Origin of the sequence: Pseudoalteromonas sp. BSi20495, from assembly GCF_000241185.1 — a bacterium.
Lineage (GTDB): Bacteria > Pseudomonadota > Gammaproteobacteria > Enterobacterales > Alteromonadaceae > Pseudoalteromonas > Pseudoalteromonas fuliginea.
Genome location: NZ_BADY01000041.1, coordinates 30846 through 54443, shown reverse-complemented (window position 1 = coordinate 54443; position 23598 = coordinate 30846). Strand labels below are relative to the sequence as shown.

At 38.9% G+C, this 23598-nt stretch carries 25 protein-coding genes; 15 read left to right on the top strand and 10 right to left on the bottom strand.

Translation table 11 applies throughout. The annotated features are described in order from the left end of the window. Position 1: 1 nt before the first annotated feature. Positions 2-1054, bottom strand: a complete 1053-nt coding sequence (locus tag P20495_RS14460; protein ID WP_008134844.1) for an efflux RND transporter periplasmic adaptor subunit — start codon at positions 1052-1054, stop codon at positions 2-4. A gap of 247 nt (positions 1055-1301) precedes the next feature. On the opposite strand from P20495_RS14460, the gene P20495_RS14465 reads away from it, so the two are divergent. The 6 genes from P20495_RS14465 (at position 1302) to P20495_RS14490 (ending at position 6738) form a co-directional block, all read left to right on the top strand. Further along, positions 1302-2006, top strand: a complete 705-nt coding sequence (locus P20495_RS14465; RefSeq protein ID WP_007377554.1) for a DUF2982 domain-containing protein — start codon at positions 1302-1304, stop codon at positions 2004-2006. 33 nt (positions 2007-2039) lie between these two features. Continuing rightward, positions 2040-2372 (top strand): hypothetical protein, encoded by a 333-nt coding sequence (locus P20495_RS14470; RefSeq protein ID WP_007377553.1) that lies wholly within the window; start codon positions 2040-2042, stop codon positions 2370-2372. A gap of 68 nt (positions 2373-2440) precedes the next feature. After that, positions 2441-4081, top strand: a complete 1641-nt coding sequence (locus P20495_RS14475; RefSeq protein ID WP_007377552.1) for a DUF1566 domain-containing protein — start codon at positions 2441-2443, stop codon at positions 4079-4081. A 9-nt stretch (positions 4082-4090) separates the two neighbouring features. Beyond that, a complete protein-coding gene (locus P20495_RS14480; protein WP_007377551.1) occupies positions 4091-4609 on the top strand; it encodes a DUF1566 domain-containing protein in 519 nt (172 codons plus the stop codon). Between the two features lie 162 nt (positions 4610-4771). Next, entirely contained in the window at positions 4772-5689 is a 918-nt protein-coding gene (locus tag P20495_RS14485) for an ExeA family protein (protein ID WP_007377550.1), read from the top strand. An 11-nt stretch (positions 5690-5700) separates the two neighbouring features. Then, the gene (locus tag P20495_RS14490) at positions 5701-6738 is read left to right on the top strand and encodes a general secretion pathway protein GspB (RefSeq protein WP_008134839.1); all 1038 of its coding nucleotides are present in this window, start codon (positions 5701-5703) and stop codon (positions 6736-6738) included. A 9-nt stretch (positions 6739-6747) separates the two neighbouring features. Here P20495_RS14490 and P20495_RS14495 read toward each other — a convergent pair whose 3' ends face one another. Beyond that, positions 6748-7941: an HD-GYP domain-containing protein gene (locus tag P20495_RS14495; protein ID WP_033015328.1), complete on the bottom strand. Its 1194-nt coding sequence runs from the start codon at positions 7939-7941 to the stop codon at positions 6748-6750. 113 nt (positions 7942-8054) lie between these two features. Next, positions 8055-11858, bottom strand: a complete 3804-nt coding sequence (gene putA / locus P20495_RS14500) for a bifunctional proline dehydrogenase/L-glutamate gamma-semialdehyde dehydrogenase PutA (RefSeq protein WP_008134836.1) — start codon at positions 11856-11858, stop codon at positions 8055-8057. 170 nt (positions 11859-12028) lie between these two features. Between putA and P20495_RS20300 the strand changes: the two genes are divergently transcribed. Further along, the gene (locus P20495_RS20300; RefSeq protein WP_033015324.1) at positions 12029-12511 is read left to right on the top strand and encodes a winged helix-turn-helix transcriptional regulator; all 483 of its coding nucleotides are present in this window, start codon (positions 12029-12031) and stop codon (positions 12509-12511) included. A gap of 54 nt (positions 12512-12565) precedes the next feature. Here the strand turns inward: P20495_RS20300 and P20495_RS14505 are convergent, their stop codons facing one another. From P20495_RS14505 to P20495_RS14520, 4 genes are all read right to left on the bottom strand, one after another. Then, positions 12566-13402 carry a mechanosensitive ion channel family protein gene (locus P20495_RS14505; RefSeq protein WP_007377545.1) on the bottom strand — a complete coding sequence of 279 codons (837 nt, stop codon included), beginning with the start codon at positions 13400-13402 and terminating at the stop codon, positions 12566-12568. 38 nt (positions 13403-13440) lie between these two features. Continuing rightward, a complete protein-coding gene (locus P20495_RS14510; RefSeq protein WP_008134833.1) occupies positions 13441-14184 on the bottom strand; it encodes an LrgB family protein in 744 nt (247 codons plus the stop codon). Continuing rightward, complete coding sequence (locus P20495_RS14515; RefSeq protein WP_007377543.1) at positions 14177-14530, bottom strand: CidA/LrgA family protein; 354 nt, start codon at positions 14528-14530, stop codon at positions 14177-14179. Before P20495_RS14515 ends, P20495_RS14510 begins: the two co-directional genes overlap by 8 nt. Positions 14531-14593: 63 nt before the next feature. Next, positions 14594-15385: a crotonase/enoyl-CoA hydratase family protein gene (locus P20495_RS14520; RefSeq protein WP_008134831.1), complete on the bottom strand. Its 792-nt coding sequence runs from the start codon at positions 15383-15385 to the stop codon at positions 14594-14596. Positions 15386-15639: 254 nt separating this feature from the next. On the opposite strand from P20495_RS14520, the gene P20495_RS14525 reads away from it, so the two are divergent. From P20495_RS14525 to P20495_RS14535, 3 genes are read left to right on the top strand one after another with little or no spacing between them, the layout of a single operon-like run. Beyond that, entirely contained in the window at positions 15640-15960 is a 321-nt protein-coding gene (locus P20495_RS14525; RefSeq protein WP_007377541.1) for an HI1450 family dsDNA-mimic protein, read from the top strand. Positions 15961-16007: 47 nt separating this feature from the next. Next, positions 16008-16820, top strand: a complete 813-nt coding sequence (locus P20495_RS14530; protein ID WP_033015350.1) for a DUF481 domain-containing protein — start codon at positions 16008-16010, stop codon at positions 16818-16820. 26 nt (positions 16821-16846) lie between these two features. Further along, a complete protein-coding gene (locus tag P20495_RS14535) occupies positions 16847-17335 on the top strand; it encodes a hypothetical protein (protein WP_008134826.1) in 489 nt (162 codons plus the stop codon). 41 nt (positions 17336-17376) lie between these two features. On the opposite strand, the gene P20495_RS14540 is transcribed toward P20495_RS14535, so the two are convergent. Both P20495_RS14540 and ygfZ read right to left on the bottom strand, forming a co-directional pair. Beyond that, a complete protein-coding gene (locus P20495_RS14540) occupies positions 17377-17862 on the bottom strand; it encodes a peptidylprolyl isomerase (protein WP_007377538.1) in 486 nt (161 codons plus the stop codon). A gap of 12 nt (positions 17863-17874) precedes the next feature. After that, on the bottom strand, positions 17875-18786 hold the full coding sequence (gene ygfZ / locus P20495_RS14545) for a tRNA-modifying protein YgfZ (RefSeq protein WP_008134823.1): 912 nt from the start codon (positions 18784-18786) through the stop codon (positions 17875-17877). Between the two features lie 164 nt (positions 18787-18950). On the opposite strand from ygfZ, the gene P20495_RS14550 reads away from it, so the two are divergent. Next, on the top strand, positions 18951-19202 hold the full coding sequence (locus P20495_RS14550; protein WP_008134821.1) for a succinate dehydrogenase assembly factor 2: 252 nt from the start codon (positions 18951-18953) through the stop codon (positions 19200-19202). Positions 19203-19257: 55 nt separating this feature from the next. Further along, on the top strand, positions 19258-19614 hold the full coding sequence (locus tag P20495_RS14555; RefSeq protein ID WP_007377535.1) for a hypothetical protein: 357 nt from the start codon (positions 19258-19260) through the stop codon (positions 19612-19614). Here the strand turns inward: P20495_RS14555 and nadB are convergent. Further along, positions 19589-21199: an L-aspartate oxidase gene (gene nadB / locus P20495_RS14560; protein ID WP_008134820.1), complete on the bottom strand. Its 1611-nt coding sequence runs from the start codon at positions 21197-21199 to the stop codon at positions 19589-19591. The two genes, P20495_RS14555 and nadB, sit on opposite strands and share 26 nt — an antisense overlap. A 246-nt stretch (positions 21200-21445) precedes the next feature. Here nadB and rpoE point away from each other — a divergent pair, with 246 nt between their 5' ends. From rpoE to P20495_RS14575, 3 genes are read left to right on the top strand one after another with little or no spacing between them, the layout of a single operon-like run. Beyond that, positions 21446-22027: an RNA polymerase sigma factor RpoE gene (gene rpoE / locus P20495_RS14565; RefSeq protein ID WP_007377533.1), complete on the top strand. Its 582-nt coding sequence runs from the start codon at positions 21446-21448 to the stop codon at positions 22025-22027. Position 22028: 1 nt separating this feature from the next. Beyond that, the gene (locus tag P20495_RS14570) at positions 22029-22646 is read left to right on the top strand and encodes a sigma-E factor negative regulatory protein (protein ID WP_008134819.1); all 618 of its coding nucleotides are present in this window, start codon (positions 22029-22031) and stop codon (positions 22644-22646) included. Further along, positions 22647-23597, top strand: coding sequence for a MucB/RseB C-terminal domain-containing protein (locus tag P20495_RS14575; protein ID WP_007377531.1), 951 nt, complete (start codon positions 22647-22649; stop codon positions 23595-23597). Position 23598 lies beyond the last annotated feature (1 nt).

Sequence of the window (23598 nt, the reverse complement as noted above, 5' to 3'; positions counted from 1 at the left end):
ATTACCCCTTTACGCTTACTTTACTTCCAGAGCGAATTTTTATTAGCCCTTCAGTAACAATTTGCTGACCATCAGTTAAACCTTCGTCGATAGCAACCCAGCCATTATTTCTGCTTGCAACATGTACTTCAACTTTATTGGCTACTCCGTCTTGAATTTGAAAAACAAAGTGTTTGTCTTGTAAAGGGATAACCGCTTTTTCTGGCACCATTAAAGCTTGGTTGCTGCTTAGCTCAAGTGCTGTATTTAGTAACATACCAGGGCGAAGTAATCCTGATTTATTCGCAAAACTTGCTGTTACTTCAACACTGCGTGTTACCGAATCAATACGTGAGCTAATATGCGTTACCTTGCCGTTAAATGTCTGCCCTGGGTAGGCATCGTTTTGGGTAAGTACTTTCATGCCCATGTTTAATTGTGCTAAATATTTTTCAGGCACTTTAAAATCAACTTTAATAATACTAATATCATCAAGTGTGGTGATTATTGTAGCGTTGTTTACGTATGCACCGACTGATATTTCACGTTTACCTAGCAGGCCAGAAAAAGGGGCTGTAATAGTCATTTCATTTAACTTAGTTTTAGCGCTTTCTAGTTGCGCCTCTGTTGCATCAACGCGAGATAGCTGCTCTTCTAACAATGACTTTGCAGTTGATTGAGAGCGTGAGAGTTCGGTTAAGCGGTTGAGTTGACGTTTCTCTTCTTGTAAATTAATGCCAAGCTCTTTAACTGCAAGTTGTTCTTGCTTACTTTGTAGTTGCACTAATTTTTGTCCTTTACTGACTAAGTCGCCATCTTTAAAATATATATCTGTGACATAATCGTTTTGCGCACTTTTTATATAAATAGCTTGGTTTGCACGTGCACTACCGATTGCTTCTATCATTACCGCGTTTTCTTGTGATGTCACCGTATGCGCAGATACCTGAGTAGACATTTTAGATAAGTCGGCTTGTTCACCATGGCTTGACGGTAAATATAAGTAAACGCTAAATATCAAAAGTAACGTAATAATAAATGGAAAAAGTGCTTTACCTGATTGTCTTGAGTACATCGTTTTCATACCTGAAAATTAATTGTAAGTATTGTACGAAATAAGACCGGAGAAAGGCGGTTATGTGTCTCATAAATTTGTGCGTTAAGCGTAAAAGTTAATGATCCTGATGCAGTGTCCCTCTTTTGTTACATATAAAGTGGTAAATATATGAATTTTAAAACATCCTGTAAGGCTTGTATAACTGCCCGCAAAGTTATTTTATGGGCTATTATTATGTTGATATTTTATATGGTGTTCTATCAGCATGGATAAAAACGATAGAAATCATGTGAAATACAGGGCACAAGGCGCACGTAATGGCATCGAAATATTAATAGTGGGTGCCATTGGGTTGGTGCTTATTATGGGTTTTAATTTATTACGTCCAGATAAAATAAGTATTGTTGAAGTTTTTTTAGTGAGTGCTTGTATCGGTGCTATTTTTATTGGGTTTTTAAAAACCCAAGAACCCTTCTATAGTTTAATATTAAGTGAATCTAAACTTATATATCAGCATAAGTATGGAGCATGGCACCTTTTTCAAAGTAATTTTAGGTATAGTGGTATACCTAAGGTTGAGGACGGGGTTGAATACATTGAGTTAAATACTGTGGGTATCAAAGTAAATGATATTGATGAGTTTTTAGCAAGTTTATCACCTAGAATTGCAGGGAAACTGCTAATAGAACAACGACATTTATTTATGCAAGCTGTTCAAAAACATTGCAAAAATGGTCATTGCCCATCAGAATGGTTAATAGAAGATACACAGTATATCTCTCAAAGGGGAATAAGCTATAATGGGCTTATAGCTATGTTTGCAAATAGAACAAAGCACCTTCAGCTGTTAACAGGTTATGATTTATTGTTACCTGCCAGTGTATTAGATAGAGATATTTGGGCGTTTAGTGCTAACTTAAATAAGTGGAAGCAAAACCCCAGTCAGTTTATAGCGACGCAGAGTAAATAACGTAAATACTCTAGTGCGGTAGTAGGAATAGTAATGAGTCAAGACAGATCCTTTTTAAAAAGTGGGCGAAATACCATAATACATAAAGATAAAAAACACGATTTAGTGATTGTTAACTCTGAAATTCATCCGCGAATTAAAGTAACACAAAATGGCCTAGAGCCTTTTAAAGAAGAGTTGCCAAAAAATCGACGTGATGCAAAAGATCGTTATTTAGAAATAGTGTATGTTGGAAGCCCAGATGTGTTTGGTGAAGAAAAACAGCTATTGTTCATTCAAGCCTTAGATGGGCGTGAATACAAAGTAGATTACAGTAAAATCGGTACTAAGTTGTTTGTACGTATTCATCAAGATACTTATATGTAGCACTTTAATGGCATCTTTATTGCTTATGATTACACTATAGTAATTATTTGACATAAAAGGTGCTTTGTATGAAAGCGTTTGCTTTAATTCCTCTTATTGCTTTGCTTTGCGCATGTGGAGGCGGTGGTGGCAGCGATGATGCCGATGTAGAATCATCTGTTAATGCTGGAAACGACTTACAAATTATTGAAAAAACCGATTTTTCCATTACAGCACAGGGTTCTCCTGCTGATGGAACTTTTACTTGGCAACAAGTAAGCGGTCCAAGCTTAGATGGCTTTCCGTTAGAGGGAGCAGAACAAACGCTCACCGCACCAGATGTAAAAACTGACAGTGAAATAGTTTTAAGAGTGAGCTATCAAAGCTCCGGCACTAGCGCCGTTAGTGACGACATTTCCATCTCAGTTAGTTCTAATAACCAGCTTCCCCTTGTTACTGTTACACAAACATCGCCTGAAACACTTCCTTCTGTATACAAAGACACGGTCACTTTAAGCGGTCTTGAGTCAAGCGATCCGGATGAAAATGGCCAAATTGATAGCTATTTTTGGCAATTGCTATCGGGGCCTGAGTTAAATATTGCGAGCTTTAATGAGTCAACACTCAGCTTTTCTCATCCATTGCTTGAAAGTAACGTAAATTTATCTTGGCAGTTAACTGTTATAGATGATGAAGGCGGTGAGGCAAGCACTCAATATTCAATGACCCTCAACAAAACAAATGAATTAGTGGATGCAAATGCGGGTGCTGATCAAAATATTGAAGAGTTTGAGCAGGTAACACTTGATGCAACTAGCAGTGAAACCGTAACAGATACATACCAATGTAAATGGCAACAACTTACCGGTAATACCGAAACATTAAGTAATAGTAATCAATGCACAACGACATTTTTTGCCTCAGATGTAGACACCGAGACCACATTGAGCTTTGAAGTAACGGTAACTGACTCAAAAGGACGTACAGACACAGATTCTTTATTTGTAGATGTATCGCCAAAAGCTCTCGGGCTTATAAATGATAGTGGTGTGGGTGAGTGTTATAACAATACCCAGCGTATTAATTGTGAAAGCGATGACTTTCCCGCGCAAGATGCAGAACTTGGCCGCGACAGCTTTGCAAACCGTTTGGATAAAGTAGGTAAAGGTAATTTAGCGTTTGATTATACGAAGTTAAATGAATTTGCCGATGAAGTGTCTGACACCAGCAATAGTTTTAGTTGTATTCGCGATAACGTAACAGGTTTGGTTTGGGAGGTGAAAAGTGTGGCATCTGGCACGGTACCAAATACTTCGTTACGTGATGGTCAAAATCATTATTTTTGGGATGTAGGCAACACGACCTTTACAGATACAAGTTCAGCTAATAGTACGTGCCCTGATAATACAAGTTGTGGTGTACAAAGCTATATAAACGAAGTAAATGACTTAGATTTTTGTGGCGGTACGAACTGGCGATTACCTAGTTATACAGAGCTTTTAGGTTTAATTGATTACGGAAAACAAGGTCAAAGTGTATTAATTGACGAGGCATTTTTCCCTAATATGCCAAGTGAAAGTGCATTAAGCCATTTACGTTACTGGACTTCACAAACAGCAGCTGATGGTACAAGTTTATCGCAAGCGTATATTATTGATATGAGTGATGGTAACGATCTTGCTTATCCAAAAGAAAATACTGCTTATGTACGTTTAGTTAGAAGTCGTTAGGAGAAAATAATGAAATTAAAATTACTCTATGCAATAGCAACTATAAGTTTGAGCTTTAATATTGCAGCGGCGCAAACGTGCTACGACGGTGCAGATACCACAACACCGACAGATAGATTTACAATAAATGCAGATGGCACAGTGTCTGATAGCGAAACTGGCCTTATGTGGCAACGCTGTAGTTATGGGCAGACTTACAATACAGAGACACAACTTTGTGAAGGCTCAACACCTTCTCTCACTTGGCAAGAGGCACTACGTGGAGCTAAAAATGATACAACCGCAGATTACGATGATTGGCAAATGCCTAACATTAAAGAATTGGCGAGTATTTTAGAGCACAGTTGCACAGAGCCGAGTATTAATGAAACTGTATTTTTTGGCACTAAGCTTCAAAATTATTGGTCAAATACATCGGGTGTGAGCACAATGAGCTCTGCATGGGTCTATCAGTTTGATAGTGGCCTAAATAGTTTGCATGCTAAAACAAGTAATGTGTATTTACGATTAGTGCGCTATGAAAAATAAAAAAGTGTAAATTTAAAGATATAAAGCGCAACTTTAAAACAGCTGCGCTTTTTTGTTTTTCATAAATTTACGTTATTTCAATAATAAAGCACTCACAGTGTTGTCACTTAGGGGCTTTTTTTGCCATTATAGGCCGTGATTTAATTATGAAGGAACATCACGGTGTATTTAAGCTATTTTGGCCTGAACGAAAAACCTTTTTCTATCTCGCCTAACCCCCATTACTTGTTTTTAAGTGAACGGCACAAAGAAGCCTTAGCGCACCTTACCTATGGATTGGGTGAAGATGGTGGCTTTGTATTATTAACGGGCGAAGTGGGCACCGGAAAAACCACGATCACTCGCAGTATGCTTGAGCAATTGCCTGAAAATACCCAAGTCGCAATGATCCATAATCCAGCACTTTCGGAGCTAGAGTTATTAGCCAGTATTTGTGATGAGCTTAATATTAGTTACGATACTAATAATTCGACGCTTAAAAGCCTTACCGATATTATAAAAAAGCATTTAGAGACTAATAATAAATCGGGTGGTCACACCATACTTATCATTGATGAGGCACAGTTACTTGCTCCTAATGTGCTTGAGCAATTGCGCTTGCTGACAAATATAGAAACCGATCATAAAAAGCTATTACAAATAGTGCTTGTGGGCCAACCTGAACTCCAAGAGCTTTTAAAGCGCAATGAATTAAGACAACTTGCTCAGCGAATAACAGCTCGTTACCATTTATTGCCGCTTACGCAAGGCCAAACCGTGGCTTATATAAAGCATCGTTTGCACGTTGCAGGGTGCGATAAAGGGATTTTTTCGATGGATGCGATGCAAGCAGTTCATCAATTAACGGGTGGTGTGCCGCGCCTAATGAACTTGGTGTGTGAACGTGCTTTAGTGGGCACATTTGCAAAGCAGCAGTTGATAGTTGATGGCGATATAATAAAAAAATCAGCACATGAGTCATTACCAATGGATTTTGTAGCGCCAGTTAATGAAGCGAACAAGGGAACATCATTTGTATCATACAGCTTTGCTTTCGCTACTTTATTTGCCGTAGGTATTGGGCTTTCATTTATTTTATAGTTAGGTAAGTTATGTCTTATTTATTAGATGCGCTAAAGCAGTCGCAGCAATCAGATATGAGTGCTGAGCAGTACGACTTGCAATCAGAGCAGTTAAAACAACAACAAGCACTCAAGCGTTATAAACGATTAGCATTAGTTTTTGGTACAAGCTTAGGTGCTTTTATTGCTGTCGCTGGTGGCTTTACCGCCGGAAAGTGGTTTCAAAGTTCTACCTTATTAAACGCAGCGGGACCCGCTGTAATTAAGGTGGTGGAAAGCAAAAAATCATCGCCTAAAGAAGATGCTAAAAAAATAGATACTGAAGCTGAAAAACAGCAAGTAGCTAAGTTAGAGCCTGCAAAAGTAGCTCCAACAAATACTGCAACAATTGAAGGTCAACTTGTGCATGTGCAAACCCCCAATGGTGTACAGCAAATGTTATTAACCCCAAATGGCCAGTATATTCCTATGCCGTCGAGCCAGGTCACGAGCGCAGCAGGTTATAATCAGCAAAATATGCAACAAGTAATGCCGGTTCAAAATTATAATCAGCCAGCGTTTAACCCACAAAATAATTACAATCCAAATAATGCACAAAATACTTCGGTATTCGGGCAAAATCAAAATACCGCATCGGCTCAACTAGATATGAGTAAATATAAAGTACTGGGTAAGCCAATTAATGGTAGTAATCAATCTCAACAAGTGAGCGATCCTGAACTTGATGCCGTGCCTACAACACTTAAAAATGCATTTGCGCAAGCGATACAAGATGTCGAAAAAAATCAAGATTATGAAGTTACTCAAGCATCAAAAACGTCATCACGTGTTGAGCCTGTGGAGCTACTGCCTGATGGTTTGCAATCAATGTTGCCTAGTATTAAATACCAAGCGCATATTTATTCATCCAGTGCTGATAAACGTTGGATAAAGTTAAATGGACGAGAGCTACATGAAGGAGAGAGTATTGGTGCGCTAACGGTTAGAGAAATAACACCAGAGCAGAGCGTCCTTGATTTTGATGGTTACGAGTTTAGTTTAAAAGCATTGCAAGATTGGCCGCAATAAGCGACCACTCTATGGCAGTATTGAATTTTTATAAAAACGTTCTAAATCAATATTATATTCTTTTGGTTTAACAGTAGATTCAAGGGTATCTAAAGTCTTTTTATTGGCTAAATCTATATCTTGTACTTCCGTATAACGGCTGTGTTTAGCGCTGTAAAATGTTTTTACTATCGGTTTTAGTGGCGATGCAGGGTTGCTTTCAGTCACTAGTCCGACTTTTTGGCTTGATAACCTTACTAAAGTCCCAACCGGGTGAATACCAATGCATTGAATGAATTTAGTAAGCAGCACAGGGTCAAAACTATCGGGGCAGCCTTCTTTTAATATTTTAAATGCTTTAATAGGTTCCATGCCAGCTTTATAAACGCGTTCAGCGGTTAATGCATCATAAACATCAACAATTGAGGCCATGCGCACATATTGGCTTATTTCATTGCCTTTTTTACCAAACGGATAACCTTTGCCATCCAAACGCTCATGATGCATACCAGCAATATCAACAGCGATTCCTTTTAAGCCAGACCCTTCTAAAATTTCTTTACTAAAAAGGGAATGTTTTTTCATTATTTCGAATTCAGCGTCGCTAAAACGACCCGGTTTATTGATAATTTCGTCAGGTATTTTTATTTTACCAATATCATGTAACAAAGCACCTGTTGTTAATTGTTCGATAATCTCTTTATCTATTTCTAAGTGCTTAGCAAAAATACTCATTAAAATAGAAACATTAATAGAGTGCTCAAGTAAATAAGCATCTTTTTGACGCATTTGTGTAAGGCACGCTAACGCATCTTGATTTCTAAACACTGAATCCATAAAGCCACTTGCAAGCTCTCTAAAAGGGGCTATATCTATTTTTCGGCCAGCTTTTATTTCTTTAAATGCTTTGAGTTGAAGTGTTTTAGCTTCGTCATAAAGCTTTTTAGCTTTGCCCATTTCTTGTTCTGCACTGTGTGCTTTTTGCCAAGGGTCTCGTTTGATTTTTACTGCAGAAGTGCTTTCTAGCTCTTTTTCAGGAACTGTATTGACAAGGGTTTTATCAGGATCTATTTCTACTTCTAAGATCCCTGCTTTTTTTAGCTTATCAATATCCGCTTGAGTTTTAACCCAGCCTTGGCTTTTAACTTTAATGCGACCTGTTTGCTTAGTAACATGTTGTACAAACATACCTGGAAGTAATTGTGAAATAAGAATGGTTTTCAATTTATTAACTTATATAGTTTGATTAACTGTAAAGTAACAAACTTTACGCTATTTACATAGTAAAAAGGCACCATTAGGTGCCTCTCGTGTCTATTAAGAAATTAGTTTTCTAATTACTCATCATCTTCAACAAGCGTCATTAGTGATGTGTTACCACCTGATGCTGTTGTATCAATACTGATTGTTTTTTCAGTAATAAGACGTTTGATTAACGTATCGTAATACTCAGAGCTAATTACTGGTAAAATAGCACCTTTACGCTGTGCTAGCTGCTGGCTAAAGTAGCCTAAGCGAGACGAGCGAGCAGCAACTACTGCACCTGCTAAATGAGGGTGAGCCAAGATAGCTTGTAACTGATTAGGTTTAGCAACTTGGAAAACACCTTCAGCAACACCTGTAGAGATAAATTTATCTTTAAAGGCAACAGCTTCATCATAAAACAGCTCAGACGCTACAGTAATTACCGTATTACCTGCGGCAATAGCGGTAATGATAGACAATGCCCAGAAGTTAAATGATGTGCTCTTATCTGCATAACACACGACACAACCACGCGCTTCTAGATGAAGTGTATTAGACTCACCCGTTGGCCCAGGCAGGGTAGTAAATTTACGCATGTGCTTTTCAAGGCGGTTAAGCTGTGCACGAGCTTCTGATAGTGTTAATGCCAAATCGTCTGCTAAATCGTCGATAATTTCTACCGTCGCGATTTTAGCAAGCAACTGACGTACAGCCGAAACACGGTCATTTAGCGGTGTTGCACGCCAAATCTTTTCATCGCGCATTGAGTTAGCCATTAGCTTTTTAACTTGTTCATTTGCACCACTGTAGTGGTGTAAATCAAGTTCGTCTGGCGTCAGGTTTGTCATTTGCACGTTATCTGGTGATGCCTTTTCTTTTACTAAACGTTGTAGGTAGTTAGGGCCACCGGCTTTAGGGCCAGTACCTGATAAACCACGGCCACCAAATGGTTGCACACCAACAATAGCACCAATCATGTTGCGGTTAATGTAAACATTACCCGCACGTGACATTTTAGCAAGGTATTCACAGCGCTCTTCAATACGTGAATGTACACCCATTGTTAAGCCATAACCTGTGTTGTTAATTTGATCCATCACATCATCAAGTTCGCTCGATTTAAAACGCACAATATGAACACATGGGCCAAATACTTCACGTTTAAGTACTGATAAGTCCTTAATTTCATATAAACGAGGCGCAAAAAAGAATGCACCATTTAATGTATTATCAGGAATTTTGCACTCGTAATGCAGTGTTGCATTACCTTTTAAGTACTCAACATGGTCGTTTAAGTTTTTAAGTGCTTTTTCATCAATTACAGGGCCTACATCAGTTGATAGTAACGATGGATCGCCAATGTGTAACTCAGCTAGAGCCCCTTTAAGCATATCGATGATGCCATCAGCTACGTCTTCTTGAATAAATAGAACACGAAGAGCCGAACAACGTTGCCCAGCACTTTGAAAACCAGAACTGATCACATCGTCAACTACTTGCTCAGGAAGCGCCGTTGAGTCAACAATCATACAGTTTTGGCCGCCAGTTTCTGCAATTAACGGTACTTGAATATCGTTACGTGCTGCAAGTGTTTGAGAAATTAATGTGCCTGTTTCTGTAGAGCCGGTAAACATAATTGCTTGAATGCGTTCATCAGGAACAATTGTTTTGCCTACTTCAGAACCACGAGCAATAACCGGTTGAACAACATGTTCAGGTAAGCCAACAGACAGCATTAGTTCAATTGCACGAAGGGCAATTAAGCTTGTTTGCTCAGCAGGTTTTGCTATTACTGTGTTACCTGTAACAATGGCAGCAGCAACTTGGCCTAAGAATATTGCAAGCGGGAAGTTCCACGGGCTGATACATAAAATAACGCCACGGGCTTCAAAGCGTTCATCTTGCGATAGCTCCTCAGCGCGCGCCGCGTAGTAACGGCAAAAATCAACCGCTTCACGTACTTCATCAATACCGTCTTGTGCTACTTTACCCGCTTCTTTAATACAGATAGCAACAAGTTCGTCGTGATGACGCTCTAAAATATCAGCAACGCGACGCAGTAAGTTAGCACGTTCTTTTACTGATGTTTGCGACCATGATTCAAAAGCTGCTTCAGCGTTAGCCAGTAATACTTTCATCTCTTCGCCAGTTTGTAATTTAACGTGGCCGATGATTTCTTTATGATTCGCTGGGTTTTTAACGGCCAATGAGCCTTCAGGTACTTGGCTTTGCTCAATTAAATGCTCATTAAACCAGCTTTCAAGATTCTCTTTGAAAGGGGTAATAACGTTAATGTCGGTTAAATCCATGCCTTTAGAGTTAGCACGTTCTTCACCGTATAAATTAATTGGCATTTTAATTTGCGTATTGTACTTGTTACGTAAGCCTTGTAGTGTTTCTACAGGATCTGGTAATAGCGATTCAACAGGTTTAGATGTATCTACAATGGCATTTACAAATGATGAGTTAGCGCCATTTTCTAATAAACGACGAACAAGGTAAGCAAGTAAATCTTCGTGTTGACCAACAGGTGCGTATACGCGGCACTGAATTTTTTCTTCGTTAACGATTTGGTCGAATAGTGACTCACCCATACCGTGCAAACGTTGAAATTCAAAACCTGTATTGTCGCCTTTGGCTACTTCTAAAATAGTCGCAGCAGTGTAAGCGTTATGTGTAGCAAATTGCGGATAAAGCACATCGCGCGCTTCAAGCATTTTAATTGCACATGCTTTGTAGGAAACATCGGTTGTGGCTTTACGTGTAAATACGGGGTAGTGATCCAAACCATCTTGTTGTGTGCTTTTAATCTCTGTATCCCAATAAGCACCCTTAACTAAACGGACCATCATTTTACGACCAACGCGGGTCGCAAGCTCGGTTAGCCATTCAATTACAAAAATAGCACGTTTCTGGTACGCTTGAACCGCTAAGCCAAATCCTTGCCAATCACCAAGATCTTCATCGCTAAATACCGCTTCAATTACATCTAATGAAATATCTAAACGGTCAGCTTCTTCGGCATCAACGGTAAAGCCGATATCGTATTTTTTAGCGGCAAGAGCAAGTTCTTTTAACTTAGGGACTATTTCTTCCATCACACGGTCTTTATGAGTGAACTCATAGCGTGGATGAATAGCCGAAAGTTTAACTGAAATACCAGGGCTCTTAATTGGACCACGACCATTGGCCGCTTTACCAATTGAGTGTATAGCATTCATGTAGCTGTCAAAGTAACGCTTTGCATCTTTCATTGTGCGCGCGCCTTCGCCTAGCATATCGTAAGAATATACATAGCCTTTTTGCTCTGTATCGGCAGCACGTTCAATTGCTTCGTCAATGGTACGGCCCATAACGAATTGCTTGCCCATAATTTTCATAGCAAAATTTACGGATTTACGAATAACTGGCTCACCTAAACGACCAATGGTCTTTTTAAGCATGCCGAACTGTTGTTCTTTCGTTTTATCTGTGTAGTTAACCATTTTACCGGTAACTAATAATCCCCAAGAGGACGCGTTTACAAATAAAGAATCGCTGCTTCCTAAATGAGAGCTCCAATCACCTTTGGCCAATTTGTCGCGAATAAGTACATCTTGAGTTGCTTTGTCTGGTACGCGAAGCAGAGCTTCGGCCAAACACATTAATACAACACCTTCTTCACTAGAGAGTGAGAATTCATTTAAAAGTGCGTCAACACCGCCTTGTCCATCTTGCTCTTTACGAATGTTTAAAACAATCTGGCGGGCTCTTTCCCATGCACGGCTTCGTGCTTTTACACCCACTTCTGCAAGCGGTAAAATATGATCGATAACCGCATTTTCGTCTATGCGGTAAAAGTCACGAATTTTCTGTCTAATAGGACAGTTAGTAGTTAAATCGCCGTTGAATAACATAAGCAACCCTCAGGAGTGTTTAGGATTTAAAGTAAAATTAATTACCAATAAATTATCAGTGATATTGTGAGTGCATTCTAATTAAAATTCCGCAGAATATGCTGGTTAAATTTCGCGATTTACGATAATTTACAGGGCATAAATTTAACTTATCCGCATAAAATTCTGTTATGACAATTCCAAATAGATTACGCATGCTAGATCGTATCGATTTAGCCATACTAGACGTTCTACAAAAGAACGGCAGAATTTCTAATGTTAACCTGGCAAAACAGGTTAACTTGAGCCCTAGCCCATGCCTTGATCGTGTTAAACGTTTAGAGCAAGAGGGCTACATAGAAGGCTATTATGCAAAACTTAGTGAAGCTAAGCTAAATCAAAGCTTAGTTGCTCATGTGCAAGTTTCGCTTGTTACCTCAAATACAGCCGTATTTAAAGTGTTTAGAGAGCATATTTTAAAAATTAAGCAAGTGGTTGAATGCGACATGGTTGCTGGTGGCTATGATTATTTATTAAAAATACGCGTGTCTAACATGGAAGAGTATAGACAAGTATTGGGGGATTTAGTTGATATACCGGGAGTCGGTACGCACCACACTTATATGGTGATTGAAAAAATTAAACAAGACGATGGTTTACTAATTGATATTTAGTTTGTTCTAAAATGTGTGAGCTTGCGGCTAAGTAAGCTCACACTTAAAACTAAATTAACTTTCTAAACCGTTTTTATTAATTGTAATAACGCGTTGAGGAAATGGAATTTCAATCTTAGCGTTGTTAATTGCTTTATAAACACCGCCGTTAATAGCCAGTTTGGTTTCGATAATTTTAGTAGTAGGCACCCAATATCTGTAGCTGATTGTAACACCGCTATCGGCAAAACGTTCAATACCGACCTGCGATAATGGGTTTTGCGCGACCAGTTTGTGCGCTTTAAGTACCTCTTCAATAAGACTAATGGCGCTATCAGAACATGCACTATAAGCTATGTCTATTTCACCTTTGACCAATGAGTAACTAAACGAGTTGTGAAGTATTTCGCCCACAATATGTTTATTTGGAATAGTAATTTCTACTTTTTCTTCATTGATTAAAATTGTGTAGCCAAGCTCAATTGTTTTAACTTGGCCGCTTACATTTTTAACTTCAATAGTATCACCAACAACAAAAGGTCGAGTGGCTATAATGGCAAGGCCTGCACCATAGTTAGAGAGCATTCCTTGTAGTGCTAAACCTGCACCTAAAGACGCAGCACCTATAGCTGCTACAAATGGCGTAACGCTGATACCTATTTTGCCAAGTGCAATAATTATAACCATTACAATTAGCAGTACTTTTACCACGCTACTGACAAAGTTAGTGAGCGTAATGTCAACATTATGGCGGGTCATTAACGCAGCTACAAATTTGGCAAGCTTTTGCGCTATCCACAAACCAATGAGGACGATAAAAATAGCACCGACAATTTGCATACTGTAGGTAACCATATACTCAGTAAGCATGGTGTAATATTTTTCAAACTGTTCGATTTCAGAACTGATCATAAAGCGCTCTATGTTAGGGCTATGTTGTATTTTTCCAACTATAGCAAAATGTTGACTAAAAATGGATATAACAGCGGTACTATAATCGCTGTTAGTAAAGCGCTTAGCGCCATTGCAACCGATGAGTAAGCGCCAACTTTTGGATGCTCGGCAATAGCAGCGGCAGTCCCAATTGCATGACAAGCTGTGCCCATGGCAACGCCTTGAGATTCGTGATTAAAAATATTAACGAGTTTAAAAAGCATAAAACCAAATAAAGCCCCAAGTAAACCAATAAAAATAACTAAAGCTGCAGCAAGTGAGCTGATTCCACCCAATGAATCAGTGACGATTAAAGATATAGGTGTAGTGACACTGAGTACGGCAACCGATGCACTTAACTGTGCAGGTACATTAAATAATATGCTTAGCAAAAATGCCACAACGGTTGCGTTAACAATTCCTAGGCTACATGTTGCGACTATGAGTAATAGGTTTTTTCGTACATGCGTAAACTGCTGATACAAAGGAAGCGCTAAAGCGACAATTGCGGGCTCTAATAACCAGCTTAGTAGTTTGCTGTTCGAGGCAAATTGCGTATAAGGCAAATTTAGATTAACGAGTAATAAAGCGATAATACTAATACTTAAAAATACGGGGTTGGTGAGCGATTTTAATACGCTGTTTTTTATACTTTGGTTTACGGCCCTTAGTGCTAAAAACAATACAATAATAAAAGGGATACTTAGCCACCATAAAGTAGGCGGTAGCTCTGAAATAGCGGAAAAAGTAAAATCAGTCATTATTTTCTTTTCCCTTAAAGTACGCAATTACACTGCTAACAAGCAATAAGGTAGTTATAGGAACTAGCAACACAACTGATGCTAAAAATGCCCAGTGCGATTTTATAAGGCCGAGATGTTCAATAAATCCCACACCCGCAGGAATGAAAAATATAGGCATAATATTTAAAATAGGGGAGGCGCATGGTTTTACATGTTGCTCTTTTACAATACCCGATAAGAGTAAAACTAATAAAATAACCATAGCGAGTAACGGTGCAGGAAAGCTTCCACCAATAAAGTGCATAATGAGTTTAGCGCAGGCTAAACATAGTAAAATAATAGCGCTACTGAGCAGATATTTCATCAAAGTGGCTCACAGAAAAGATAAGAGCTTAACTTTAACAAATCAAACTCTTTTATGCATTGTCTACCAGTGCTTTGCATTTGCGTAGGTTATGTCCGCTTTTCCTTTTGCTTTAGCAATTGCTTTTTTAGTGTTTGGGTTTAGCAATAAGCGAATTTGGCTGAAGGTTTCTTTAGCGAGTATTTTTCGTTGGTTTGGTTTATAGCTAAGTTGTGTAACACGTTTAATAGCAGCAAGCGTATCGGGTGAGCGCTCGAGTAATGTATTGAGCATGTTTTGCGTGGTTTGTTGAGTATCATCGGTAAGCTGAGTAACCAAACCTAGCTCATTTGCTTGTTGTGCTGTGATTGGGTTTGCGTGGCTTGCAAGCCAAAGTGCTTGGTCACGCTTAACTAAACCGCTCATCATTACATTTGCGCCCATATCGGGGCACAGCCCCCAGCGTGCTTCCATAATGGCAAGCTTGGCATCAACATGAACAATCCTGTAATCGGCACCTAGTGCTATTTGTAAGCCCCCTCCTAAACAGTTGCCATCAATTTGTGCAATAACAGGAACGCTTAGTGACTGCCAGCCTAATACTACTTTTTGCGCTAAGTTTTGATTGCCAGGTAACCATTTGAGCAATAATTTTATAATATTCAATGGTGCCGCCATGACAGCTGATATATCAAGGCCTGCACAAAAATGCTCGCCATCGCCTTTTATTACTACAGCACGAATACTGCGATCTCTTTTTATGCTTTTAATGGCTTTGTTTAGCTCGACAAACATTTGAAAGCTTAATGCATTTTGTTTTTTTGCTCTGCTAAGCGTGACGGTAGCAATGCCATGTTGTTTTTCTAGTTTTATCATTACACACTCCTCTGACCTGTTACTTGAGCTTATGTTGTTAAGTTAACTAAGTAAAGAGAGAAAGTTTTTACACAAAAAATGAATTAATTGAGTAATTCAAAGTCTTATATTGTTGATCTTGCTAATAACAATATAAATATTTTGAAATGAGTGCAGTGATGATAAAAAAGTAAGGTATTTAAGCGTTTTTTTATCTATATAGATGCTAGTTTTGTTATTATGATGTCACTTAAAAGCTTAGAGGTTAATCACTCATGTCTGGCCCACGTTTACACACGATAGAAGAAGCAACTCATCAAGCCTATGATATTTTTTTAGAGCTAGCGCCAAATAACTTGAGCGATAAAGATGTTGAAGACTTTAATCAATACCGAGAAGATCTTGGCTTTATTGAAGAAGATGAGCCAGATGACCAATGGCAAGATTTTGTGGCACTTGAAATTGAACCAGAGCACTTTATTCAAGTGTTAGTCGGTTTAGAATTTGAAAATGAAGATGCCTTATTTGCAAAAATTTTAATTAGTCGTGATAAAGACGCGCCGTTTTGTCATATTTTATGGAAAGAAAGTGAATAAGCCCATTTTGCTTGTTTGTTTATAATTGTGTGCAAGAGAGCGTATTTGTGCGTAAGTATTTATTTTTAATTCTCTTATTGATTAGTAGCCCAAGCTGGGCTGTTGATCCTTTTGAAGATTTTCATGAATATGGACAGCTTTCGGATGAAGAGATCCATGAGTTACACAAAGGTGAAATGCTTTATGGGGATACTGAGTTTGGCTTTATTCTTAGCAAAGGCAACGCTAATTCGACCAGTTTTAAGCTCAAAGGTAATTTATATCAAGACTTTGAGAAGTGGCGTAATCAATTCAAAATAGACTCCCTTTATAAGCGCGATGAAAACGATGAAACAGGCGACAGCGATGTAACAGCTAATCGTGTGTTTGTCTCTGCACAGGGTAATTATAAAGTGGGTGTGAAAAACTCATCCTTTTTTATTTACGGCGATTACGAAGAAGATGAATTTAGCGGCTTAGATTTTAAAAGCACAATTGCAACCGGTTACGGTACTCGTGTATATCAAGGTGTTAAAAACAAAGTTGATATTGATGTAGGACCCGGTTTATATCGCTCCGTTGCTGATGAAGAGTCAGATGTAAGTGAGGATGATATAAATAAAACGGGTTATTTAGTCAGAGTTGCAATGCAATGGGAGCGTTTGGTTTCTAAGCGAACTCGTTTTAATCAAGATGTCAGTGTAGAGCAATCGCTTTCGGGTCTTAATTCTCGCTTTAAATCAGAAACAGCATTAATAAGCCAAGTCATTGGTGCTGTATCACTTAAGTTTGCGTATATGTACCGTTATAATTCAAAACCCGAGGATGATAAACTTAAGTTTGATTCAGAGCTTAGTGCAACCTTGGTTTATAACTTTTAAGTATTTATTTAATTTTAGAGAGTGTTATGTATCAGCATAAGCAGTATGCGGTGTTCATTTTTTTTGTATTAGCATGGATAGGCGGATTTGTTGCACTAGCGTGGAACTTATTAGGTGCAGATGGACCTTTAATGATATTTACTGGTATTTTAGTGCTGGTGAGCTTTTTGTTTCATGGCTTAACAGTAAAAGTTGATGATAATAAAATAAGTTGGGCGTTTGGGCCTGGTGTTGCTGGGCAAAGTATTTTGCTTAGCGAGATTACTGAAGTAAAAGCAGTACAAAATTCATATCGCCATGGTATAGGTATCCGTATTACTCACGATGGTTGGGTGTATACAGTATCTGGTTTTAGTGCAATACAGCTAACGCTTAAGGATGGCACTATGTATCGTGTAGGTACAAACGATCAAAAAGGTTTACTAGCCGCATTGAAAGAAAAGAAAGTATCAATAGCACTTCCTAGTAAGACAAAAAGCGAAACTGAAGTGGTTAAGCGCAACAATATGATATAAAAAAAGCGCCTTAGGCGCTTTTTTATCTGCTGTATACAATATTAGTGGTCGTGGCCACACCCACCTTCGCCATGTACGTGGCCGTGAGTTAATTCGTCTTGTGTTGCATCACGCACTTCTAGAATTTCTACATCAAAGTTAAGTGTTATACCTGAAAGCGGGTTATTACCATCTACAATCACTTCTTCATCTTGAATATCGATGATCATTACTGATTGGTCGCCATCATCTGTTGATGCACGAAATTGCATGCCAACTTCAATTTCCATACCTTCAAACATTGATTTAGGTACCGCTTGCATTAGGTTGTCGTGGCGCTCGCCGTAACCTTCTTCAGGTTCAACCTTTACGCTAAGCGTGTCGCCTGGTTGCTTGCCCAGCAAAGCATTTTCTAGGCCTGAAATTAAATAGCCTGTGCCAATGATAAAGTGTAGTGGCTCACCACCGAACGAGTTATCAATGCTATTGCCATCATTATCCATTACCGAATAATGCATTTTTACCACTTTGTTTGCCGCAACGATCATAGTCATTCCTATTTATTCATCTTCAAGAGAGTAGGGTAGAGGCAGAATGCTTAGCTCTACCTGAGGTGTGTGTTTTGCACGAAGTACCTGAGTTACATCAGTATCGTTTGGCAACACAACGAGGCCTGTTAGTTTATTTGTTTGCTCATCAAAACTTTGCGTTATAAGTTTACCCGCACGGCGCCAGTTTTCGCCTAACTGGGTTTCCAGATCAAGCCCTGAAAGTAGCCCTTCGCTTTGTCCTGAAACGATATACATTGCGCGTTTATTCTTACCAAGGTATTTCATACGGGCCACAGTTTCTTGACCTGTATAACATCCTTTTTTAAAGCTAATGCCACCAATAGCTTGTAGGTTAACCATCTGCGGAACATATTCCCCAATAGCTTCACTACTTAATTGTGGTTCGCCGGCTAAAATTGCTGCTTGTTTCCAGGGCGCATCGTTATCAAGAGTCGATATATTATCAGGAATACTAAATTGGCTATCAACCATCAATAACACGCGATTATCTGCTAACTTTAATGCTTTACCATAACTAAAGTCGCACGCAGTAGCATCGTCTTCAAATGTTATACTAAGCTGAGCAAGTACGTCTGTTAAGTCATCGCCGATTAAGCCAATTAAACGCTCAGAGGAGACATTTATATCGACCTTTGCAAATACAGCGTATTTTTTAAGTTCAACTAACGACTTTTCTACTTCGGCTGCGCTGCCTGTAAGGTAATAGTTATCTTGATGAGAAAATAATTTAAATACACCCCAAAGCTTTCCTTTGGCACTGCAATGGCCAGTCCATAAATAGTTACTGCTGGTTAATTTATTGAGATCTTGAGTAATTTGCCCGTGCAAATAAGATAATTTATCAGCACCGCTAAGGCTAATAAGTTGATGAGATAACGGACATGCATAAACGCTCGACATAAAAACCTTCTTTGCAATATAAATGAAGTGACATAATAACGTAGTTGTTACGTATGGTACAGACAAGCGCTAATTGGCGTGGATTATTATTTTAATCGGCGATTAATAGCTGATAAGTTGACACGCATTTGTTAAACTCGAGTCAATTAAGTATGAGGTTTAAAATGGTTGAAATTCATAGTAAAGCACGTATTCGTTGGGCTTGCCGTCGTGGCATGTTAGAGCTAGATGTTTTGTTTATGCCGTTTGTAGAAGAAGCATACGACTCTTTGAGCACAGAGCAGCAAGCTATCTTTCAGCGTTTGCTAACAGAAGAAGACCCTGATTTATTTGCATGGTTTATGGGGCATCAAGAGTGTAAAGATGAGCAGTTAAATACAATGGTTTCACTTATTTTAGATAGAGTTCGTGTATAGATTTACAGTTACAGATAATAAAGCAGACCATAAACCAGTTGTGGTCTTTTTTTGTATGCTGGCTTTGATATTATGCTTATTTTTAAGTTCTGTGCTGGCAATGCTTTTTTGTGTTGTAGTAAATACAGTGGCTGGATTATTTGTTTGGCGAAAAGTTTTAGCTGCTCACCCGATACGGGGAGTTGTTATTTTAGAGCCAAACTTATTTAGATTTGAAAGTCAGTCGCTAAAAATTCAAGGTGAAATAAGTACTCAAAGTCGCATACTTGGTAGCAGTGTATGGCTTTATATTAAAGGCTTTAGTAAAAACCATTGGCTAATTATTTCAGCCAATGGAGTTAACGAACAAAGCTATGCTCGATTAAAACGTGCAACACTTAGCGCTATTAGTGGCGCTGCGGGGTCAAAATAGTTGGTGTTGGATTTTCGTTTTGCTCAGGGTAATCAATAGTGTAATGAAGGCCACGGCTTTCTTTGCGTTCCATTGCACTTCTAATGATTAATTCAGCTACTTGCACTAAATTACGTAGCTCCAACAAATTATTACTGACTCTAAAATTAGCATAGTAGTCATGTATTTCTTGCTGTAATAGTTCAACTCGATGCAGTGCACGTTCTAAACGCTTAGTTGATCGAACAATACCAACGTAATCCCACATGAATAATCGTAGTTCATGCCAGTTATGGGTAATTACAATCTCTTCATCGGAGTTACTAACTCGGCTTTCATCCCAATATGGAAGTGCTATAGGCTCTGGCGCATGCTCTATTTTACTTAAAATATCTTTTGCAGCAGCATGGGCAAACACAATACATTCAAGTAATGAATTACTTGCCATGCGATTTGCACCGTGAAGGCCTGTATAAGCTACTTCACCCACAGCGTATAAATTATCTAAATCGGTTTTTCCATTAAAATCAGTCATTACACCGCCGCAAGTATAGTGGGCTGCGGGGACAACTGGGATTGCTTCTTTGGTTATATCAAGCCCTACACTTAAGCATTTCGCATAAATAGTAGGAAAGTGCTCAATAATAAAATCTTTATCTTTGTGACTAATATCAAGGTAAACACAGTTTGCGCCGAGGCGTTTCATTTCAAAATCGATTGCGCGTGCAACAATGTCGCGTGGAGCAAGTTCTTCACGCTCATCAAAGTCTTTCATAAAGCGAGTGCCGTCAGGGCGTTTTAAATAAGCGCCTTCACCACGCATAGCTTCCGTAATTAAGAAGTTTTGTAATTCAGGGTGATATAAACTTGTTGGATGGAACTGATTAAATTCCATATTGGCCACTTTACAGCCCGCCCGCCACGCCATTGCAATACCATCGCCACTTGATACGTCAGGATTTGAGGTGTACAAATACACTTTACTTGCCCCGCCGGTCGCCAGAGCAACAAATTTTGCCGAAATGGTTTCTACCTTTTTAGCTTTTTTGTTCCACACATACATACCGTGAATATGCGAAGCTGTTTTTTCGGTGTTTTTATCAGTAATTAAATCAATTGCGTTGTATTGCTCTAAAAGTGTAATATTTTTATGCGCTTTTACTTGGCTTATTAATGTAGTTTGTACTGCTTTGCCAGTCGCATCAGCTGCATGCAAAATACGACGATGGCTATGACCGCCTTCGCGCGTTAAATGAAAGCGCTCTTTGCCTTTACTATCAAATTCCATATCAAAAGGCACGCCTTGATCAATTAACCATTGCAGGCAATCATGGGCGTTGCTTGCAGTGTAGTGGACGGCTTCTCTGTTGCACAAGCCGCCGCCAGCATCGAGTGTATCCTCTACATGGGATTCTATGCTGTCATTTTGTTTATCAAATACAGCAGCTATACCGCCTTGAGCATATAATGTAGAGCCTTCTGTCAGAGCCCCTTTACTAATTACGGTAACGTTACAAAAATTAGCTAAAGATAAAGCTAGTGATAAGCCTGCTGCGCCGCTACCGATAATAGCGACATCAGCAATGTGGTGTTTATTTTGGTTCATGTCAGAGGTACTTTGCGGTTACAATGCTCGTATAGAGCAATATTTGTTTTCAATATCTGTAGTTGTATCATATTTGTCATATTACTACGTAGTGATTTTAATAGCCTAACGCTGTTATTTATGAACTATTTTATAAAAAAATAATATTAAACAGAACTTTTTATTCATGTAGAGGTCAGAGTATTTGTGAACAATAGCGACACTATGAATAACAAGCAAAAATCAGACATAGGAGTACCGGCTCGAATGAGCGAGCAGGAATTAGATTTAGCGCTAGTAAAAAGGGTTCAGCAGGGTGATAAAAACGCCTTCAATCTATTAGTAAAGAAGTATCAAAATAAAATTGCAGGTTTGATATCACGTTATGTATCAAACCAAGGTGATATTGCAGATGTAGCACAAGAAGCATTTATAAAAGCTTATCGTGCACTTCCAAACTTTAGAGGTGATAGTGCCTTTTATACTTGGTTATACCGTATTGCCGTTAATTGTGCTAAAAATTACTTAGTAGCACAGGGCCGTAAACCGCCAGCAAATGATATCGACGCTGAAGAAGCTGAATTTTATGACTGTGCGGATTCGATGCGTTCAAATGCATCCCCTGAAAATCTACTTTTAAGCGAAGAAGTACGCGCTGTTATTTTTAATACGATTGATAGTTTGCCTGAAGATCTTAAAACTGCGATAACCCTAAGAGAAATCGAAGGGATGAGCTATGAAGAAATAGCAGTGGTCATGGATTGCCCTGTCGGGACGGTGCGTTCGCGTATCTTTCGTGCCCGAGAAGCAATTGATAACAAATTAAACCCATTAATAGGCGAGTCTTAGTATGACGAAAGCACACCTTAACAAGTTAGATAACGAAGTGTTATCGGCATTACTTGATGGCGAACAACATCTAACTGATGCAAAAATTGCAGAGCAAGATGTAACCACGTTTGGCCGTTATGCGTTAATTGGTGATGTAATGCGTGCTCAAAAAAATAATAATGACGTACATATTGATATTAGCGATAGCGTTGCATTAGCATTAGAAAGCGAGCCTGTTTATGCTGACTTCAACCAGCCAAACACAGAGCCTCAAGCAGTCACTGAAACTGTAAAAAATAATGTAGTTGCTTTTAATTGGCGCAAGCCTGTTGCCCAACTAGCGATTGCAGCAAGTGTGGCAATGTTTGCTATTGTGGGCGTTAATACACTTCCGCAAAGTAACAATCAGCAGCCAAGCGAAATCCCTTTACTGCAAACTACCCCTTTAACAGGTATGGCTTCGCCAGTAAGTTATTCATCTGAGCCAGCGCTTGAAAATGCTGAACAAGGCTTACGTGAATTGCAACAACAACGTATTGGCGCATTAGTTTTAGAGCATCAACGGCAAGCACGTGTTGCTAACTCGCTTCAAACAGCGCAAAATAGTATAAAAGCGCAAGAGGAAAAAACTAATTAAATGAAAGTAATCACTTTTGTTCTGTCGTTGGTAGTTAGCTTTACTGCATTTGCCAACGATATAAATCCTGCCAAAGATTTATTACTTAAAATGGCTAATGCCGTACATAACCGTAATTTTGATGCTTCATTTGTGGTTGTTAAGGGTAAAACAATGGAACCATATCGTTGGGTCCATGCCAAACAAGGCGACACAGAGCTTGAGCATTTAAGTTTACTCAATGGCGCAGGCCTTGAAATGGTTCGTGTTAATAATCAAGTCACTTATTTTGAACCGCAGTCAGAGCCATACTCTCTTAAAACTGATTCGATTGCTGGCCCCATTCCTGAAGTGTTATTTAAAGACATTGAGCGTTTGAGCGCACATTATGATTTTGTAATGGGTGGTAAAGGGCGCATTGCAGGGCGTGCGGCTCAATTAGTTCGAATTGAATCCAAAGATGAATTCAAATATAACTACTGGATTTGGCTTGATATGGAGTCGTCTTTACTTTTAAAAGCAGCGTACGTGAACCACGAAGGTGAGGCGCTTGAACAGCTACAGTTAACTCATGTTAGTGTTACTGAACAGCCTGCTAGTATGCTGTTGGAAGTACTCAATCGTAACTTTCCAACGCCTCTACCAGAAAGTGATTTAGGTGGTGCAGAGAATACAGCAAAGAATTGGAATATAAACTGGTTACCTAATGGCTTTGAATTATTAAAATCTGACAGACATAAACTCGATTTAAATAATGAGTTAACAGACTATTATTTATTTTCTGATGGTTTTGTTGAGATCTCTATATTTATACAGCGACCTTTACCTGGTAAGCGTTTAAGCGGTGCATTAACATCTGGTGCAACGACGGTATATGTGCATAATGGCGGTAATTTTGATGTATCGGTTGTTGGTAATGTACCGAGTATGACCGCAAAAGCAATTGCAGAGTCAGTTACCCGCGCATTATAAG

Excerpts from the sequence above, each read along its gene's own strand:
- putA (WP_008134836.1), bottom strand. The coding sequence starts at position 11,858 with ATGTTATTCAACGGCGATTTAACTACTAACTGTCCTATTAGACAGAAA.
- P20495_RS14475 (WP_007377552.1), top strand. The coding sequence starts at position 2,441 with ATGAAAGCGTTTGCTTTAATTCCTCTTATTGCTTTGCTTTGCGCATGT.
- P20495_RS14550 (WP_008134821.1), top strand. The coding sequence starts at position 18,951 with ATGGTTGAAATTCATAGTAAAGCACGTATTCGTTGGGCTTGCCGTCGT.
- P20495_RS14470 (WP_007377553.1), top strand. The coding sequence starts at position 2,040 with ATGAGTCAAGACAGATCCTTTTTAAAAAGTGGGCGAAATACCATAATA.
- P20495_RS14575 (WP_007377531.1), top strand. The coding sequence starts at position 22,647 with ATGAAAGTAATCACTTTTGTTCTGTCGTTGGTAGTTAGCTTTACTGCA.
- P20495_RS14490 (WP_008134839.1), top strand. The coding sequence starts at position 5,701 with ATGTCTTATTTATTAGATGCGCTAAAGCAGTCGCAGCAATCAGATATG.
- rpoE (WP_007377533.1), top strand. The coding sequence starts at position 21,446 with ATGAGCGAGCAGGAATTAGATTTAGCGCTAGTAAAAAGGGTTCAGCAG.
- P20495_RS14555 (WP_007377535.1), top strand. The coding sequence starts at position 19,258 with ATGCTGGCTTTGATATTATGCTTATTTTTAAGTTCTGTGCTGGCAATG.
- P20495_RS14535 (WP_008134826.1), top strand. The coding sequence starts at position 16,847 with ATGTATCAGCATAAGCAGTATGCGGTGTTCATTTTTTTTGTATTAGCA.
- P20495_RS14570 (WP_008134819.1), top strand. The coding sequence starts at position 22,029 with ATGACGAAAGCACACCTTAACAAGTTAGATAACGAAGTGTTATCGGCA.
- P20495_RS14505 (WP_007377545.1), bottom strand. The coding sequence starts at position 13,402 with ATGATCAGTTCTGAAATCGAACAGTTTGAAAAATATTACACCATGCTT.
- nadB (WP_008134820.1), bottom strand. The coding sequence starts at position 21,199 with ATGAACCAAAATAAACACCACATTGCTGATGTCGCTATTATCGGTAGC.
- P20495_RS14525 (WP_007377541.1), top strand. The coding sequence starts at position 15,640 with ATGTCTGGCCCACGTTTACACACGATAGAAGAAGCAACTCATCAAGCC.
- P20495_RS14460 (WP_008134844.1), bottom strand. The coding sequence starts at position 1,054 with ATGTACTCAAGACAATCAGGTAAAGCACTTTTTCCATTTATTATTACG.
- P20495_RS14465 (WP_007377554.1), top strand. The coding sequence starts at position 1,302 with ATGGATAAAAACGATAGAAATCATGTGAAATACAGGGCACAAGGCGCA.
- P20495_RS14520 (WP_008134831.1), bottom strand. The coding sequence starts at position 15,385 with ATGATAAAACTAGAAAAACAACATGGCATTGCTACCGTCACGCTTAGC.
- ygfZ (WP_008134823.1), bottom strand. The coding sequence starts at position 18,786 with ATGTCGAGCGTTTATGCATGTCCGTTATCTCATCAACTTATTAGCCTT.
- P20495_RS20300 (WP_033015324.1), top strand. The coding sequence starts at position 12,029 with ATGACAATTCCAAATAGATTACGCATGCTAGATCGTATCGATTTAGCC.
- P20495_RS14510 (WP_008134833.1), bottom strand. The coding sequence starts at position 14,184 with ATGACTGATTTTACTTTTTCCGCTATTTCAGAGCTACCGCCTACTTTA.
- P20495_RS14515 (WP_007377543.1), bottom strand. The coding sequence starts at position 14,530 with ATGAAATATCTGCTCAGTAGCGCTATTATTTTACTATGTTTAGCCTGC.
- P20495_RS14480 (WP_007377551.1), top strand. The coding sequence starts at position 4,091 with ATGAAATTAAAATTACTCTATGCAATAGCAACTATAAGTTTGAGCTTT.
- P20495_RS14540 (WP_007377538.1), bottom strand. The coding sequence starts at position 17,862 with ATGATCGTTGCGGCAAACAAAGTGGTAAAAATGCATTATTCGGTAATG.